This window comes from Lacticaseibacillus suibinensis, from assembly GCF_003946175.1.
GTDB classification, from domain to species: Bacteria; Bacillota; Bacilli; order Lactobacillales; family Lactobacillaceae; genus Lacticaseibacillus; species Lacticaseibacillus suibinensis.
In genome coordinates this window covers 122344-138682 of record NZ_RHOK01000004.1, presented here as the reverse complement: position 1 = coordinate 138682, position 16339 = coordinate 122344, and the positions used below count along the sequence as shown (strand labels likewise).

The following is a 16339-nucleotide window of genomic DNA, read 5'->3' as shown; positions in this document are numbered from 1 at the left end:
CCCTCATTGTCATAAGACGCTCGATGTGGAATTTAACTTAAAGTAGTTTGTCTCAGTTCAATTCCGATAGAGGTCAATTCATCTGCCAATGAGTTGGCCTTTTCGATTGCGGCTAAATATTGCTCCGCTAAGCGTTGAGCCTTTTGAACATTGGACTTGTCCAAGGTTAAATAAATTGCATTTGCGACCGTTTTGTCTTCCTTGTTCATCGTGCTGCCTCCTGTCCTTTGACATTTGATTGTGTGAGATAATCGCCTCTGAAAGGAGGTGATTATGATGACTGAATACTTTGTTACATTCGAGCCGGACGCTGATCCTAACTCAGAATTTTCAATTGCCTTTAGAGGTACGCTTGAAGACTTAGCACCAAAATCTTGGTATCAAGTCTTCACGTTCCAAATCGCAATCAAGACAAACTTGACGATTGAACAATTATCAACTGAGCTGTCTAAGGTTGATGTCAAAAAGCGATTCACAATCGTGAAAGTTGATAGTTGGTTCTACAGTGACTTATCGCGTAGTAGTGAAATGAAAGACGCTGGCTTCTAGTTACTGCAACGTCGTTTGTACTCGTCAAAATGCTTCATGTAATCATCGAGGGAAACTGCAGGGCCTGGAAATGATAAACCTGCAAATATAGCTTCTTGAGCGGTTGGGTGTGCAGACTCAGCCGCTTTATCATTCGGAATGGACACATCGGTGGAAACTATTTTGATTTCGTCCTGTGTAATCTCAACTCGTTGGTATGGATTTCCTTGTTCCTGCAATATTTCTACGATGCGCAATGCGTGCTGCTTCAGTTCTTCGCTCATTTGACTGCCTCCTGTCTTGGCGACGTTTTGTAGCTAAATGCTGCAAAAAAAATTTCTTCCTTGGGAGCTCCCAAAATATCTTCAATATGTTGCATTGCCGCTGGCTTTGGGTTTCGATAGCCTCGCTCCCATGCATCAACGGTTTTGGGTGACACGCCCAGCATTTTTGCAAATGAATCGGAAGAAATATTCTTTTGTTTCCTTAATTGCTTAAGCTTATTCAAAGTAATCACCTCCCGCTACGTTTCGTAGCCTTTCGATATTTCTAATATAAAACTACAAAACGTATCTGTCAACATAAATTGCTACAATTTGTGCGTGTTAATTTTTTGCTACGCTTTGTAGTATTTAATCAATAGGAGGTTACACTATGTTCGGACAACGGCTACATGATTTGCGAATTGAAAATGCCTACACCCAAGAAACTCTGGGTGAAAAGCTTGGCGTATCTCCTAAGACGATCGGTACTTGGGAGCGCGGTACGAGAGAGCCACCGATGAAGGCTATTGATAGACTCGCAAAACTTTTCGATGTTTCTGCTGACTATCTGATGGGCCGCTCTGATAAGCGTCACTACTATTCCCTCGCTGAGAAGGACCAGAAGTCCATCGACGAAGAGCTAGAGCGTATCATCAACGGGCTAGACGACAAGTCAGGCGTCAACTTCTTCAAAAACGATGCCGAGATTTCAGATCACGATCGCGAGTTGCTGGTTGCCTCACTGCGCAGCTCTCTTGCCTTGGCTCACGAGATGGCCAAGAAGAGCTTCACGCCAAAGAAGTATCGCGGCTCCGAGTCCGGGGACTAAGAAGGTGGCCAAATGCGATACGAAGCAGAGTCGGCCATCGTCAAAGCACGTAGCATCGTCAACCGATACAATACTCGGGACCCTTGGACTGTTGCCGAGTATTTGCCCGGCGTCCAGGTTGTTAAGCGAGACCTTGGGACAAACATCATGGGCTACACTCTCGTGGCCGCAAGAAGAGCCATCATTAACCTGAACACGGTGCAGAGCTATTCAAGTGCCTCTGGCGTCTTGGCGCACGAACTGGGGCACTCGCAGCTAACACGGTCCGCGGACACCAATTACTTCTATCGGAATGCATCCGTGGCACGAACCGGTTCAGCCGAATACATTGCCAACTGCTTCATGTTTCAGTTTATGTTTGGCGACCGCGGTGGCATTAACCCATTGAACTACGATCAGATTCTCGATGAGTACGAGCTTCCGCAGTGGATGGTACGATACTTTGAACTCATTAGATGAGCTACGTCCAAATACTGATGGCGAAAAAGCCGACAATACACGATGTGATATCAGCTCTCAAGTATAAGAAGGAAGCCTCATTCATGATTGATTTAAAGCGAACTCACATATCTTTCACAGGACGCCTCCAAACGATGACGCGTAAAGACGCGATGGCGCTTGCTCGAGCATGCGGCGCCTTCCCCCATATTCGACCAGTCGAGACTACCCAAGTCATTGTCGCGGGTGTTGTCAAGAAACCGCTCGGGGAAAAAATGGATACTCAGAAGCTAGAATACGCTAAGCAGTTCGCCCTACCAGTTATTACCGAGCGAGAGTTTCTGGAGTGGTGTAGCGCTCAGATTACCAGGTGGTTGACTAATATTTCCTAGCACTACGTGGACCTGATATCCACGTTTATGCGGGTGCAGTTTAGCGGTAAAACGACAGCCTTCCAAGCTGTAGTCGCGGGTTCGACTCCCGTCACCCGCTTTGTCGAGTGTGTATCGACAATAATTTAACATTGGAGGTCATCAGTATGGCAGATCGAACATTCACTAAGGAAGAACTGGCAAAGTATAACGGCAAAGACGATCCCCACAAATATGTGGCAGTCGATGGTGTCGTATACGATCTAACGTCCGTTAAAGCTTGGGCGGGCGAAAACCATCACGGCAATGTTGCTGGTCAAGATCTCACTGACATCATCACTAACGTCTCTCCTCATGGCAAAAAGGTTCTCAGCAAGGTCCCCGTTGTTGGCAAGTATATTGGGTAGCGTACAGGCTCTTCTTAAATAATCTGTCGGGGCTATTGACTGACGAAAAAAGAAGCCGCCAATGCTAGGAATGATAACCATTCAAACAAACAATTCGTGGTTTCTTTTAGTTACCATGCTTTGCTTTTTCGTCGGCACCATCATCACTAACTGGGGAGACAACGGTGGATTTCCTGGATCATTATCAATCCCGATTTTCCACCAAACAGATTTTACAAGTGGGGATTCGTTCTTGAAGCTTTTGGTGTTGTTGGACTTATAATTTACGCATTTAGCTAACTTGATTGGTTCTGGGCAGCCATCAGTCTTGTGCCTTCTCAGACACTTTCAATTTCTTAATCGAGGCATAGTTTGGTGAATGAATGGATGAATATTTTCCACGAAAACTCTATTTTGATAATTGCTATTTTGCTTTTGTTGTATGGCCTTTATATATTGATATTTGGCCACGCAGGACATTCTACTTATTGGCTGCTAAGCCCCGATAATCCTCATAGCAATATTGCTTGGGCTTCTCTTTTCATTTTTGGCAGCATAGTCCTGTTCATCATATATCTTGTAAGCTGATATGTTACGGCACCGCCGACCTCTTCCGCATCGCCGAGGAGCTTGGCGCAGATCTTCGCTGATCTGACCTAGACGCAGCGTCATGGGCAAGACACAGTACATGCTTGGCCAACCAGTCGTCATGCTCAACGAATCCGTGCACGACAGCAACAAACGTTACTATGTGATGGCGCATGAGCTTGGCCATGTCATCCTGCACGCAGATGTAGCGAGCTTCTACAAAATTACCAGCCACGGCGACAGCAAGGCCGAGTACGAGGCCGATCAGTTCGCCAGCGCGCTCATGGTGCGTCTGTACTGGGAAGAACACTCCGAGCTACCAGACTGCGTGAGCGATTTGACACATGAATATGGGGTACCGCTGGAGTAGTTATACGTCCAAATACTGATGGCGAAAAAGCTGGTCAGTGATTAGCGTAAAAATCCACAGACCGCTCTAGCCTATCGAAAATCAATAACCTCGCGCGGAGGCTGGGATAATACGGAATACAATTTGCAAATTTGACTTATGGAGGAATTTGTAATGGCGAAAATTGTCAGTTTTATAAACATGAAAGGCGGCGTTGGTAAAACAACCGTGGCCGTGAATCTCGCAAGAGAGCTTGCATCAAACCACAACCAAAGAGTGCTTTTGGTCGATATGGATCCTCAATTCAATGCAAGCCAGCTTTGTTTTACTCGATTTAACGACATTGCAAACTACACTCCCCTTCGTACAAAACATCTTACAATTTCCGGTTTACTATCTTCATCTGACTCATTCACGTCAGGTGTGAATATTACAACGGCAAGTACAATTTTCCCACTCGACACAAATTTAGACATTATCCCAGGGGATCTCAAACTAACAGATTTCGAAACTTCCCCTAGAGGATCCGAAAAGCTTTTAAAAATTCGTTTAAAAGAAATTAGTGATCAGTACGACTACATACTTATCGACACTCCCGCTACTTACTCCGTCTATTCCCAAGCTTCTCTCATCGCAAGCGATTATTATGCCGTACCAATACAGCCAGATATGTTTGCTGCTTTGGGATACTCGCTACTTCAAAGCAAAATGAAAAGTGATCCAATAGTTTCTGATCTAGATTTAAAAAATCTCGGAATTATTGTAAACTTATGGCGTGATAAACTTGCAGGACGTCAGAAAGTCCTTGACGATTTAGAGAGAGAAGTTTTCTTTAAATCAAAAATTTCCGAAAAAGAAATTAACCGTACGGGTACAGGAGCACTGATGAGTGATCGTACCCTCAACGCATCTGAAATTCATGCACTAGCAAACGAGTTTATTGCAAAGACCTCGGAGGAGAAAGCCAATGAGTGAATACTTAAAAGATTTCACTACTCTAAACATTACGAAAAGTAATCTTGAGATTACTTCAGACATGATTCCATCCGTATTAGCAAAAATCATCCTAGATAGGAACCTTATCCACCCTAATATTGAGCTTCGCCCATTTGCCAATAAAATTGGTCACGATGAGTATAAAGACTACTTATTTGGGTCTCGCACTGCATTATTTGCTCGTCTCACTAAAGACGCCTATATAACACCGTCTATTACTATCTCCGACATAAAGGAACTTCAGAATATTGTCTCGGAAATGCTTCTATGGAACAAAAAATCCAATTCTCCTCAGGATGCTCAGCCGGCTAAAGAGAAACCATCTGGATCAGACTCCCCTCTCAAGCAATGGAAACGGATCATCGAAGAAGGATGATAAATACTGAATACATTGACAGTTCCGGTGTTGAATCACTTTTAGCCCAGTATGACACCAATTTCGTACTTACACACGAGTCTATCAACTCAATATCTTCTTTAATCTCATTGATTTTTCGGGCAACCCAAGACTTGGAAGGTGCATTAAGTCTTCAAGGTATTCCAGTAAAACTAGATTATAAAGAATATGAAATAACATTTAAAAACAACGTACTCGAAGTTTTCACAGGATTGTTCCAAGGAATCCCAATGATTAGATCTCAACGAACCATCATCGAAACCCTCGCAAGGTTATGTTTAATTCTACAGTTTAATACATTACTTTCTCAGGGACATAGAAGAAACGAACCGGAAGTTGGAACGCTTGAAGGTGCTGTTACCACAAGAAAGGTGAAGACCTTGACATCCAAATTTTCAAATCAGTTAAAAGCCATTGGTTGCTCCGAAGTTGCGGAATATTTTGATAGTTTATATACCAAGCTAAACGGTACAACTCATGGAAATCCATCCACTAGGTATCCAGAATATTTCGATGATTTTCTATCAAGGCTGCATAAGCAATCTGATCAATCACTCATACAGTTTCAAGCAGAATTAGAAAATTGCTTATTTTGCATCATCTTCTATGCACAGAAATTCATCAATACCCGAGTATTATCTCGGTCAGATTTTGCTTGGCTTTCGAAACATAGTTCAATTTCTGAATCATCACTTTCAATAATTGCCTAAAAGCCTCATTTCGGGGCTTTTATTTCACACATGTAACGAACACCAGTTCGTGAATATTAAAGGAATTGAATATTCAGGAGGCACAAAAATGACAGAAGGACACGTTAGAAAGCGCGGCGAGAAATGGTATTACTCATTCGAGGCCGCAACAGTAGACGGCAAACGTCAGCGCATCGAGCGAGTTGGCGGCTACACCGAGAAGGACGCACAGCGCGCGCTCCGAAAGGCGCTAGATGAGTACGAGCGTGGCGGCCTCACCGTCAAGCTCAAAGATATGTCGGTAGCAGACTATATGGACTACTGGATCAAGAACTATGTAGAAAAGAACCTGAAATACAACACGCGCAAAAATTACCTGAACGTCGTCAACCGCTACGTCAAGCCTTACCTAGGAAAGTATAAGATGAAGACGATCTCACCTGCCGTGATTCAGCAGTTCGTGAACCACATCGCCGAAACGAAGCTGCCACGGACTGGCAAGCCGCCTGCAAAGCACACGGTCGAGATTATCCTTACGGTCGTGAAAGAAGCGTTGAAGCGAGCTGTCTACCCCTACCAGATCATCAAGGAGAACCCGGCTGGCTACGTGGATATGCCAAAGTATGCGCCAACACCAGCCACCACTCGCCAAGATTTTAAGATCATCACATACGACCAGTACGAGCAACTGCTGGCCGCCTGCCCGCCTGCTGACCCGTATCACATGCCACTTGTCATCGCATTCAATACTGGTATGCGGCGCGGTGAGGTGCTCGGCCTCGAATGGGACATGGTGGATATTGAAGGAGCTACTATTCGCGTTGAGCGGAACATGATACAGAAAGGCGACGGCGTCTACGACCTGGACTCGCCCAAGAGTGCCGCCGGTTACCGCACCATCACCATCGGCCCTTCCCTGGTGGCTGAGCTGAAAGCCAAGCGCCAAGCTCAAATGCAGATGCGTATCCGCTATGGATCGCTGTACAACGAATCCAACTTCGTCTGCACGTGGGACAACGGCAACCCGGTGGTGCCGGGTTACATCAAATATCGCTCACGCAAGCTATCAGATGATCTTGGCTTTCCGTTTTCCTTCCACTCACTGCGCCACACTCACGCCACGATGCTGCTTGATGCGGGTGAGAAACTCAAGGTCGTACAGGAACGTCTCGGCCACGCCAAGATGTCGACGACTGCTGACACATATCTGCATGTCACCGAAGAAATGAGGAACGATACGGCCATCACTTTTGAAGACTACTTGAAACGCAAAAAAGGCTGAACCCTTTCCGTTGGCAAGTGCCAAAACGGAACAGATTCAGCCGAACAATTTGAACCATATTTTGCCTACGGATTTTAAGCGGCGTAGGCAAACCGTTGGCAAGCAAGCAGAAAATATCGAAATTTCACAAGCAAAACCCTTATTTATCGCCACTTCCGTCCTTGCTTATGTTCAGAATGCTCATGAACGCTTCTTGCGGAACCTCAACAGAACCAACCGCCTTCATTCTCTTCTTCCCAGCCTTCTGCTTTTCCAGCAGTTTGCGTTTCCGGGTGATATCCCCGCCATAGCACTTCGCCAGGACGTTCTTTCGATAGGCCTTGACCGTGCTGCGGGCGATAATCTTAGTCCCAATCGCAGCCTGAATCGGCACTTCAAACTGCTGCCGAGGAATGGTTTCCTTTAGCTTCGAAACAATCGCGCGGCCACGCTCAAAGGCGAAGTCCTTGTGCACAATGGTCGATAAGGCGTCAACCGGATCACCATTCAGCAGGATATCCATTTTGACCAGGTCAGAGGCGCGGTAGCCGGTGACTTCGTAATCCAAACTGGCGTAACCCTTGGTGGACGACTTCAAATCATCGAAAAAGTCATAAATGATTTCCGACAGCGGCAAGTTATAGATGACGTTGACGCGATACTTGTCGAGGTAATCCATGGTGACAAATTCGCCGCTCTTACGCTGCGCAATTTCCATCACCGGGCCGACGTAATCATTTGGCACCATGATGCTGGCTTTCACGAACGGCTCGCGGATTTCTTTCACTTCACTGGCTTCCGGCAATTCTGACGGATTATCGATCTGAATCGTGGTGCCATCGGTTTTGTCGACTTCATAGTCCACACTCGGCGCGGTCATGATCAAATCCAAATCAAAATCGCGTTCCAACCGCTCCTGCACCACGTCCATGTGCAGCAAACCTAAGAAGCCTACGCGGAACCCAAAGCCCAAGGCCTGGGAGGTTTCCGGCTCAAAGGCCAGCGCTGCGTCGTTCAGTTGCAGCTTTTCCAAAGCTTCGCGGAGGTCGTTAAACTTGGCGTTATCGACTGGGAACAGGCCAGAATAAACCATCGGAGTGATCTGGCGAAAACCATCCAGCGCTTTGTCTGCCGGCCGGTCCGCTAAGGTCACCGTATCGCCGACGCGGGTGTCCTGAATGGTTTTGATGGAGGCCGTAATATAACCGACATCCCCGACCATCAGATAATCCTTCTGGACCGCTTTCGGGGACATGACGCCGACTTCGGTGACTTCATAGCGCTTCTGATTACTCATCAGCTCAATGGTGTCGCCGACTTTGACCAGACCGTCCTCGATCCGCACCGCCAGCACGACGCCGCGGTAAGAATCATAAACCGAATCGAAAATCAAAGCTTTCAGCGGGGCATCGATATCGCCACTGGGGGCCGGGATATCAGAAACAATGCGTTCCAATACTTCCGGAATGCCAAGGCCAGTTTTGGCGCTGGTCAAAATCGCTTCCGAAGCATCCAGGCCAATCATTTCTTCAATTTCTTCCTTGACGACATCCGGCTGGGCGCTAGGCAAATCGACCTTGTTGATGATGGGCACGATTTCCAGATCATCATCAAGGGCCAAGTAAACATTCGCCAGGGTCTGCGCCTCAACACCTTGAGCCGCGTCCACCAGCAATAGCGCCCCTTCACAGGCCGCCAGACTGCGGCTGACTTCATACGAAAAGTCGACGTGCCCTGGCGTGTCGATGAGGTGGAAAATATAAGTTTCGCCGTCGTTGGCTTTGTAATGTAGCTCAACCGCGTTTAATTTGATGGTGATCCCGCGTTCACGCTCCAGCGGCATATCATCTAGAACCTGCGCCTGCATATCGCGCTTGGCAATGGTATCCGTTAGCTCCAAAATCCGATCCGCCAAGGTCGACTTGCCGTGATCGATATGCGCCACAATGGAAAAATTGCGGATATGCTTTTGCCGGTCTAATAATTCTGCTTTATCGATATTTACCATACGTGCCCACTTTCCTGAAAGTCATGTCACTCTATTATAGCAAGCCCGCCAACTGGACTCAAACAGAGCCTTGGTTGAACACAGGTCGTGAATTGAAAGGCTCACGCCTCCCTCTCGCTAGTTTCATCTCCTAGTGGTGCAAGCCAAAACAAAAGGAGACCCGCCTCAACTGATCTCCAAGCGCTTATTTACCTTTGAATGCATCCTTGACGCGATCGAACAGTGAACCTTCGTGAGGGGTGACGTCTTCGCCGCTAGCGGCAGCAAAGGCCATCAACGCATCCTTTTGCTTCTGGTTCAGGGTCTTTGGCGTCTTGACCGTCACTGTGACGATTTGGTCCCCAATGCTGGCTGGCCGATTCGGATTCGGCGCGCCTTTACCGCGCAAGCGGAACTTGGCTGCGGTTTGGGTGCCGGCCGGAATCTTCAGTTCTACTGGGCCATGGACGGTGTCGACTTTAATCGTGTCGCCCAGCGCTGCTTGCGCGAAGCTGATCGGCAATTTGAAGTAAATGGTCGAGCCATCGCGTTCGAACTTGTCGCTTGGCGCCACCCGGAAGACGATGAACAAGTCCCCATAAGGGCCGTTGTTCGCACCAGCTTCCCCAGCATCGCGCAAGCGCATCTGTTGACCATCTTCGACGCCGCCTGGGACCTTAACGTCGATGGTGTGGCGCTGCTTTTCATGACCGGTGCCGTGGCAAGTTGGGCACTTTTCTTTGATTTCTTTACCGGTGCCGTTGCAGACGTCACAGACCTGGCGCGTCATCATGGCGCCAAGTGGGGTGTTGCGCTGTACCTGGATGTAGCCACTGCCATGACACTTCGAGCAGGTCACAGGGCTAGTGCCAGGTTTGGCGCCAGAGCCGCCGCAAGTGTGACACATGGCTTCCCGGTCATAAGAAATCTTAGTATCTTTGCCAAACACCGCCTCTTCAAAGGTCAGATCCATCCGATACTGGAGATCTGCCCCTTGCCGCGGTGAGGTCGCGCTTTGGCCGCCTTGACCACCGCCGCCAAAGAATTGACTGAAGATATCGTCGAAGCCGCCAAAACTTTGACCGCCGCCAAAGTTGGAGAAGCCCTGACTATATCCGCCCTGGCCGCCGAAGCCTTGAGGGCCATCAGCCGAGCCGTATTGATCATAAGCGGCACGTTTTTGCGGGTCGGATAAGACTTGATACGCCTCATTGATGTCTTTAAACTTCTGCTCCGCCCCGGGTTCATGGTTAATATCGGGGTGGTATTGTTTCGACAGGCGCCGAAAGGCCTTTTTGATTTCATCATCACTGGCATCCCGACTGACGCCAAGTGTTTCATAGTAATCTTTTTGATCTGCCATTATTGCCTCCTCGATTTGGAGCTGCGTGCCCCAAAAAGCTTATTCAGGATAACATACCTCGTCGATCCAATCAAAAAGCCAAAGCCGCGTGGCCTTGGCTTTTTAACGTGAGGCAAGCTGATTACTTCTTGTCGTTGTTGACGTCTTTGTATTCGCCGTCAAACGTTTGGCCATCGTCGCCGGAATCCTTGCCTTGGGCACTCGCGTTGCTGTCAGCGCCGCCTTCAGCTTGACCCTTGGCTTGTTGTTCCTTTTGGGCCTGTTCGTAAAGCTTGACTGTCAGATCTTGCACGATCTTGTTGAGGTCGTCGCGCTTGGTCTTCATGTCCTCGATGTTGTTTTCTTGTTGCGCCTTCTTCAAGGCATCTTCAGCATCCTGGGCCTTCTTGATTTCGTCGTCAGAAACCTTGCCCTTGAGATCCTTCAGGGTCTTGTCGGTTTGGAAGATCAATTGGTCAACATCGTTCTTCAAGTCGACTTCTTCCTTGCGCTTCTTGTCGGCTTCCTCGTTTTCCTTGGCTTCCTTCATCATGCGATCGATTTCATCATCGGACAACCCTGATGAACTCTTGATCGTGATGTTCTGAGACTTGCCAGTGCCAAGATCCTTCGCGGAAACCTGCACAATGCCGTTCTTGTCGATATCGAACTTAACTTCGATTTGAGGAACGCCACGCGGAGCGGCTGGAATGTCGGTCAACTGGAAGCGGCCCAAGGTCTTGTTGTCCGCTGCCATTGGGCGTTCGCCTTGCAGGACGTGAATGTCAACGGCAGGCTGGTTGTCAGCAGCCGTAGAGAAGACTTGGCTCTTCGAAGTAGGAATAGTCGTGTTGCGGTCGATCAGCTTGGTGAACACGCCGCCCATGGTTTCAATCCCTAAGGACAGTGGCGTCACGTCCAGCAAAACGACGTCCTTCACATCCCCGGAAATGACCCCACCTTGTACCGCAGCGCCAAGCGCAACGGCTTCGTCAGGGTTGATGCTGTGGTCAGGTTCCTTACCGGTCCAGCTCTTAACCGCTTCTTGGACGGCTGGGATCCGAGTGGAGCCACCATTCAAGATGACCTTATCGATATCAGCGTTGGTCAAACCGGCATCCTTCATGGCGTTTTCCACTGGGATGCGAGTCTTGTCAACCAAGTCAGAGGTCATGTTGTCGAACTGAGCACGGGTCAACGTGCGTTCCAAGTGCAGCGGGCCATTGGCGCCAGCGGAAATAAATGGCAAGGAAATCTGAGTCTGGGAAACGCCAGACAGGTCCTTCTTCGCCTTTTCAGCGGCATCCTTCAGGCGCTGCATCGCCATCTTGTCTTGGCTCAGGTCGATGTTGTTGTCCTTCTTGAATTCAGCAACCAGCCAGTCGATGATCTTGTTATCAAAATCATCACCGCCCAGGTGCGTATCGCCGTTCGTGGACAGCACTTCGAACACGCCGTCGCCTAACTGAAGGATAGAGACATCAAACGTCCCACCACCAAGGTCGTAAACCAGGACTTTTTCATCCTTGTCGCCTTTGTCCAGACCATAGGCCAAAGCAGAGGCGGTTGGTTCGTTGACGATTCGGGAAACGTTCAAGCCGGCGATTTTACCAGCATCTTTGGTCGCCTGCCGCTGCGAATCATTAAAGTAAGCAGGCACGGTGATGACCGCATCCGTCACTTCTTCGCCCAGGTAGTCTTCAGAGAACTTCTTCATGTATTGCAAGATCATCGCAGAGATTTCTTGCGGGGTGTATTCCTTATCGCCGACCTTCACTTTGTAGCCGGCTTCCCCCATGTGACGCTTGATGGAGGTAATGGTATCTGGGTTGGTGATTGCTTGGCGCTTAGCGACTTCACCGACTTGGATTTCGCCGTCTTTGAACGCCACAACAGATGGCGTGGTGCGGTTGCCTTCTGGGTTAGTGATAATCTTTGGTTGGCCGCCTTCAAGCACCGCAACCGCAGAGTTGGTGGTCCCTAAGTCAATGCCGATAACTTTACTCATAGTTAAATCCCCTTCTTAATTCAGTTTTTAAAAATTGAGTTGACTAATTTGCGACAACAACCATCGCTGGCCGCAGCACGCGATCCTTCAGCATGTAACCACGCTGCAGGACCTGCACCACAGTGTCTTTAGGATGGTCATCATCCGCCGGCACAGTTTGCACCGCTTGATGCAAGGTCGGGTCAAAGTGGCCCTTGGTGTCGATTTCGGTGACGCCATTTTCTTTCAGCGCCGCCTCAAGATGATTGTAAACCATTTCGACCCCTTGCTTCAAAGACACCGCGCTGTCCTCTTTCACCTCAGCCGTTAAGGCCCGCTCCAGGTTGTCCAGCACCGGCAGTACCGCCTTGGCGAGCTTTTGCCCGTCGTATTTAGCAGCGGCCTCGCGCTCCTTGTTGAAGCGCTTGTTCATGTTGTTGATTTCTGCCGCTGCCCGCAGGTATTTGTCTTCGAGCTCATCGCGCTCTTTTTGCAGTGCCTTCACATCGACTTTTTCGTCTTTGATTTCAGCATCCAAATCGGCGGTCATTTCCGCGGCGATTTCTTCTTTCAACGATGGCTGTTTGGCCGGTTCAGCTTTTGGCTGCTCGGCCTTTTTCTTTTCAGTCATGTCGTGCCTCCCTTACCGTTTTACTGATCAAAATGCGAGTAATAATCGGTCAAGCGTTTTGCCAGCTCCTCACGGAAGGCATCCAGTAGTCCGATCATCTTAGAATATGGCATTTGGGTCGGGCCAATCAAGGCAATCATCCCGGTCCCATGCTCGCCGACAGAGTAGTTCGCTGTCAGCAGGCTTAAGTTTGCCAGCACATCTGGGGTCAGCTCTGAACCGAGCTTGACCTTGATATGCGAGTCATGGAGCGGCCCCAGCAAGGCGTTGACGTTGCCTTGCTCGGAATCCATCATGGCCAGCAGGCGCTTCAGCTGATCCACGTCGTTATCGCCCAGGTAATCCATCAGGTTTAACCGGCCACCGACGTAAAAGCGTTCAGCCGCGGCTTTCTTAAGGACGTTCCCGAAGATATCCAAGAACCCATCAGGCGATGTCATGTACTTAAACAGCACCGCGGGTACCTCGGTTTGCAGCTTCTGGGCCACTTCACCGAGACTCAAGCCGACCAATTCGTCGTTGATGATGCGAATGGCCTTCTCGACACCATCGGAATCAACTTCCGGCGGCAAGGTGAACAACTGGCTTTCAACACTGCCGTTAGAAGTGACCAGAATCGCCATCACCTGATGATTGCCCAGTGGCACCATCCGAAACCCGGTTAACTTGAGGTTGGTGACCTCAGGCCCAAGGGTGATTGCCGTGTAGCTGGTCAAGTTGGACAAAATCCGCGCACTTTGCGCCACGATTTCGTCGATCTTGTAAAAATGACCGCCGAAACCTTGTTGAATCGCCGCAATCTCATTAGCCGAAACCGCCGTCGGTTCAACCAGGTTATCCAAGTAAAAGCGATAACCCTTGGTCGATGGGACCCGGCCAGAGCTGCTATGCGTTTTTTTGATCAGGCCTTGCTCTTCGAGTGCCGCCATATCATTTCGTATTGTCGCTGAACTGACATGTATCGGCAGTTCAGCCATCAACGTCTTGGAGCCGACCGGTTGGCCACTTTCTGTGAATGACCGAATGATCTCCTTCAAGACGAGCAGTTGGCGTTTCGTCAACATAATCCCACCTCTTTTAGCACTGATACCGTTTGAGTGCTAAGTACACTACATAATATAGCAACCACGCTTAGCAAAGTCAACCTCTGCCTGCTAATTCCTTGCCGTTAAGCCAAAAATCGGCCCCAAGACGGAGGCCGATTCATCATACCAATTGATCATCCAGCAGAAATTGCTGAAAGACTTCATTGCCTAAAAACTGGCCCTTGTTCGTGAGCCGAATGCGCTGGTCATCTACTTCTATTAGCTGCTGATCAACCAGCTGCTCAAGTAGCTCGCCATACACCGCCTCCACGCTCATATGGTAGCGTTCCGCAAAGCGCTGGCGTGACACGCCTTCGCGGGTCCGGAGGCCAAGGAACATTTCTTCCTCAACTTGCTCTTCGAGTGGCACCAAGTGATGTTCAATCACCGGCACCTTATGGTCATGCAGCGGCGCCAGATATTGCTGAATGGGGCCAAAGTTGTGGTACCGATCGCGGCCGACATAACCGAACGCGCCGGCCCCAAACCCGAAGTAGTGGTCATTGCGCCAGTACAGCAGATTATGCTGGCACTGGTAGCCCGGTTTGGCGAAATTTGAAATCTCATATTGAGCCAAGCCGTGCGTGGCCATCAAATCAATGGCATCTTGATACATATCCGCTTCAGTATCCTGGTTAGGCAGCTGCAGGCGCCCTTTGCGCATCAAGTTGTAGAAAATCGTTTTGCGCTCCAAAATCAGCGAGTACGTCGAGTAATGCGGCAAATCCAAATCTAAGGCCTGGTGCAGACTCGCCAAGAAGTCCTCGCGGGTTTGCTGCGGCAGCCGGAAAATCAGGTCGATGGAAAGATTCTCGAAGCCGACTTTGCGCGCGTTGGCAATGGCCTGGTACACATCCGCAGCGCGGTGGGTGCGGCCAATGCGCTTAAGAATGTCGTCATTGAAGGATTGCACCCCAATGGACAACCGATTGACGCCATTGTCGTGCAACACCTGCAGCTTGTCCGTCGTCAGCAGGTCATTGGGATTGGCCTCAAAGGTAAACTCCCCGGCGTCAAAATGCAGTGCCTCGCGAATCCCGGTGATCAGCCGCTCCAGCTGCACCGGCGTCAGCGTTGTCGGGGTCCCGCCGCCGACATAGACGGTTTCAATGCGTTCATCCGGGTGACTGGCCATCACCAGTTTCATTTCCCGAATCAGCATGTCGACATAATCATCAACCGGCTGGCCTTCAATGAAGACCTTATTGAAGTCGCAGTAGTAACAAATATGCGAACAAAAAGGAATATGGATATAAGCGCCTGCCATTATGCCTGCTCCTTAAGCGTGTTGCGCGCGTGCTGTTCATCTTGCGCGAGCTGATTAATCAACCCTTGCGCCCCATCAAACTTCACTTCACCGCGCAAGTAGCGCCACCATTCAACCACCACTGGTTCGCCGTAAATATCTTGGTTGAAATCAAATAAATTGATTTCTAGCGTAATGGGCCGATCTGCCCCAAACGTGACATTACGGCCAACTGAGGCCATGCCGCCGTACCACTGCCCTTTCACCTGCAGCCGCACCACGTAGATGCCGATGCCAGGCAGGCGCTCGGCGGCCGGGGTGTTGATGTTAGCGGTGGGGTACCCCAGCGTGCGCCCACGGGCCTCGCCATGAATGACTTCGCCAGTTGTTTGGTAGCGATAACCCAGCAAATGATTAGCTAAGCTGATGTCGCCGGTATCCAAGGCCTGGCGAATGCGGGTGGAAGAAATCTTCTGGCCATCGTCACTATCTTGGGGCACCACGATAATCTCAAAGCGATTTTTGGCATACATGGGTAAATTCGTCATGGTGGCGACGTCGCGTTTACCATAAGTATAATCAAAGCCAGCGACCACCACCTGCGCCTTCAGGCCTACGAGGTAATGATCGACAAATGCCTGCGGCGACTGGCGGGCAAACTCAGGGGTAAAATGCACAAAATACAGCAAATCCACCCCTAGCCCAGCCATCAATTCAATTTTACGCGGCCGCGTTGACAGGTATTTCACGTCATTGGCCGCCATGCCGCGGTAAATCACCGCCGGGTGAACGTCAAAGGTCATCACCGCGAGTGGCAAATCGCGCGCCTGCGCGGCCTGCTTGGCCTGGCGAATTACTTCTTGATGGCCGCGGTGGACCCCATCAAAAAAACCTAGTGCCAGCACAATGGGCCCGGCAGGCACCTGCGCCGCCTGCAACGGCGGCATAATATCGATCACTTGCATT

Annotated in this window: 19 protein-coding genes and 1 tRNA gene; 10 read left to right on the top strand and 10 right to left on the bottom strand. The window is 49.5% G+C overall.

Translation table 11 applies throughout. The features are described 5' to 3' along the window. Positions 1 to 32: 32 nt before the first annotated feature. Positions 33 to 209 carry a hypothetical protein gene (locus EKM90_RS12740; protein ID WP_164507834.1) on the bottom strand — a complete coding sequence of 59 codons (177 nt, stop codon included), beginning with the start codon at positions 207 to 209 and terminating at the stop codon, positions 33 to 35. 64 nt (positions 210 to 273) lie between these two features. On the opposite strand from EKM90_RS12740, the gene EKM90_RS03405 reads away from it, so the two are divergent. After that, the gene (locus tag EKM90_RS03405; protein ID WP_125579668.1) at positions 274 to 549 is read left to right on the top strand and encodes a hypothetical protein; all 276 of its coding nucleotides are present in this window, start codon (positions 274 to 276) and stop codon (positions 547 to 549) included. Here the strand turns inward: EKM90_RS03405 and EKM90_RS03400 are convergent. Continuing rightward, complete coding sequence (locus tag EKM90_RS03400) at positions 546 to 812, bottom strand: hypothetical protein (protein WP_125579666.1); 267 nt, start codon at positions 810 to 812, stop codon at positions 546 to 548. The genes EKM90_RS03405 and EKM90_RS03400 overlap by 4 nt on opposite strands. Then, positions 809 to 1036, bottom strand: a complete 228-nt coding sequence (locus tag EKM90_RS03395; protein WP_125579664.1) for a helix-turn-helix transcriptional regulator — start codon at positions 1034 to 1036, stop codon at positions 809 to 811. Before EKM90_RS03395 ends, EKM90_RS03400 begins: the two co-directional genes overlap by 4 nt. Before the next feature lie 146 nt (positions 1037 to 1182). Here EKM90_RS03395 and EKM90_RS03390 point away from each other — a divergent pair, with 146 nt between their 5' ends. From EKM90_RS03390 to EKM90_RS03350, 9 genes are all read left to right on the top strand, one after another. After that, positions 1183 to 1620 carry a helix-turn-helix domain-containing protein gene (locus EKM90_RS03390; RefSeq protein WP_125579662.1) on the top strand — a complete coding sequence of 146 codons (438 nt, stop codon included), beginning with the start codon at positions 1183 to 1185 and terminating at the stop codon, positions 1618 to 1620. A gap of 12 nt (positions 1621 to 1632) precedes the next feature. Then, a complete protein-coding gene (locus EKM90_RS13000; protein ID WP_225422699.1) occupies positions 1633 to 2079 on the top strand; it encodes an ImmA/IrrE family metallo-endopeptidase in 447 nt (148 codons plus the stop codon). Positions 2080 to 2479: 400 nt separating this feature from the next. After that, positions 2480 to 2550, top strand: a tRNA-Gly gene (locus EKM90_RS03380). Between the two features lie 46 nt (positions 2551 to 2596). Next, on the top strand, positions 2597 to 2836 hold the full coding sequence (locus EKM90_RS03375; RefSeq protein WP_125579660.1) for a cytochrome b5 domain-containing protein: 240 nt from the start codon (positions 2597 to 2599) through the stop codon (positions 2834 to 2836). A 649-nt stretch (positions 2837 to 3485) separates the two neighbouring features. After that, positions 3486 to 3773 carry an ImmA/IrrE family metallo-endopeptidase gene (locus tag EKM90_RS03370; protein WP_125579658.1) on the top strand — a complete coding sequence of 96 codons (288 nt, stop codon included), beginning with the start codon at positions 3486 to 3488 and terminating at the stop codon, positions 3771 to 3773. Between the two features lie 153 nt (positions 3774 to 3926). Continuing rightward, positions 3927 to 4727: a ParA family protein gene (locus EKM90_RS03365; protein WP_164507833.1), complete on the top strand. Its 801-nt coding sequence runs from the start codon at positions 3927 to 3929 to the stop codon at positions 4725 to 4727. Next, entirely contained in the window at positions 4720 to 5124 is a 405-nt protein-coding gene (locus tag EKM90_RS03360) for a hypothetical protein (protein ID WP_125579654.1), read from the top strand. Before EKM90_RS03365 ends, EKM90_RS03360 begins: the two co-directional genes overlap by 8 nt. Beyond that, positions 5121 to 5855, top strand: a complete 735-nt coding sequence (locus EKM90_RS03355) for a hypothetical protein (protein ID WP_125579652.1) — start codon at positions 5121 to 5123, stop codon at positions 5853 to 5855. Before EKM90_RS03360 ends, EKM90_RS03355 begins: the two co-directional genes overlap by 4 nt. An 88-nt stretch (positions 5856 to 5943) precedes the next feature. Continuing rightward, on the top strand, positions 5944 to 7116 hold the full coding sequence (locus EKM90_RS03350) for a tyrosine-type recombinase/integrase (protein ID WP_125579650.1): 1173 nt from the start codon (positions 5944 to 5946) through the stop codon (positions 7114 to 7116). A gap of 139 nt (positions 7117 to 7255) precedes the next feature. On the opposite strand, the gene lepA is transcribed toward EKM90_RS03350, so the two are convergent. The 7 genes from lepA to ribF all read right to left on the bottom strand — a co-directional run bounded on the left by lepA (position 7256) and on the right by ribF (position 16338). Next, complete coding sequence (lepA, locus tag EKM90_RS03345) at positions 7256 to 9103, bottom strand: translation elongation factor 4 (RefSeq protein ID WP_404819935.1); 1848 nt, start codon at positions 9101 to 9103, stop codon at positions 7256 to 7258. A 184-nt stretch (positions 9104 to 9287) separates the two neighbouring features. Next, on the bottom strand, positions 9288 to 10445 hold the full coding sequence (gene dnaJ, locus EKM90_RS03340) for a molecular chaperone DnaJ (protein WP_125579648.1): 1158 nt from the start codon (positions 10443 to 10445) through the stop codon (positions 9288 to 9290). 121 nt (positions 10446 to 10566) lie between these two features. Continuing rightward, a complete protein-coding gene (gene dnaK / locus EKM90_RS03335; protein ID WP_125579646.1) occupies positions 10567 to 12432 on the bottom strand; it encodes a molecular chaperone DnaK in 1866 nt (621 codons plus the stop codon). Positions 12433 to 12475: 43 nt separating this feature from the next. Next, on the bottom strand, positions 12476 to 13042 hold the full coding sequence (grpE, locus tag EKM90_RS03330; protein ID WP_125579644.1) for a nucleotide exchange factor GrpE: 567 nt from the start codon (positions 13040 to 13042) through the stop codon (positions 12476 to 12478). Positions 13043 to 13062: 20 nt separating this feature from the next. Further along, a complete protein-coding gene (hrcA, locus tag EKM90_RS03325; RefSeq protein ID WP_125579642.1) occupies positions 13063 to 14106 on the bottom strand; it encodes a heat-inducible transcriptional repressor HrcA in 1044 nt (347 codons plus the stop codon). A gap of 142 nt (positions 14107 to 14248) precedes the next feature. Continuing rightward, on the bottom strand, positions 14249 to 15394 hold the full coding sequence (gene hemW / locus EKM90_RS03320; protein WP_125579640.1) for a radical SAM family heme chaperone HemW: 1146 nt from the start codon (positions 15392 to 15394) through the stop codon (positions 14249 to 14251). Continuing rightward, entirely contained in the window at positions 15394 to 16338 is a 945-nt protein-coding gene (ribF, locus tag EKM90_RS03315; RefSeq protein ID WP_125579638.1) for a riboflavin biosynthesis protein RibF, read from the bottom strand. Before ribF ends, hemW begins: the two co-directional genes overlap by 1 nt. Position 16339: the final 1 nt, after the last annotated feature.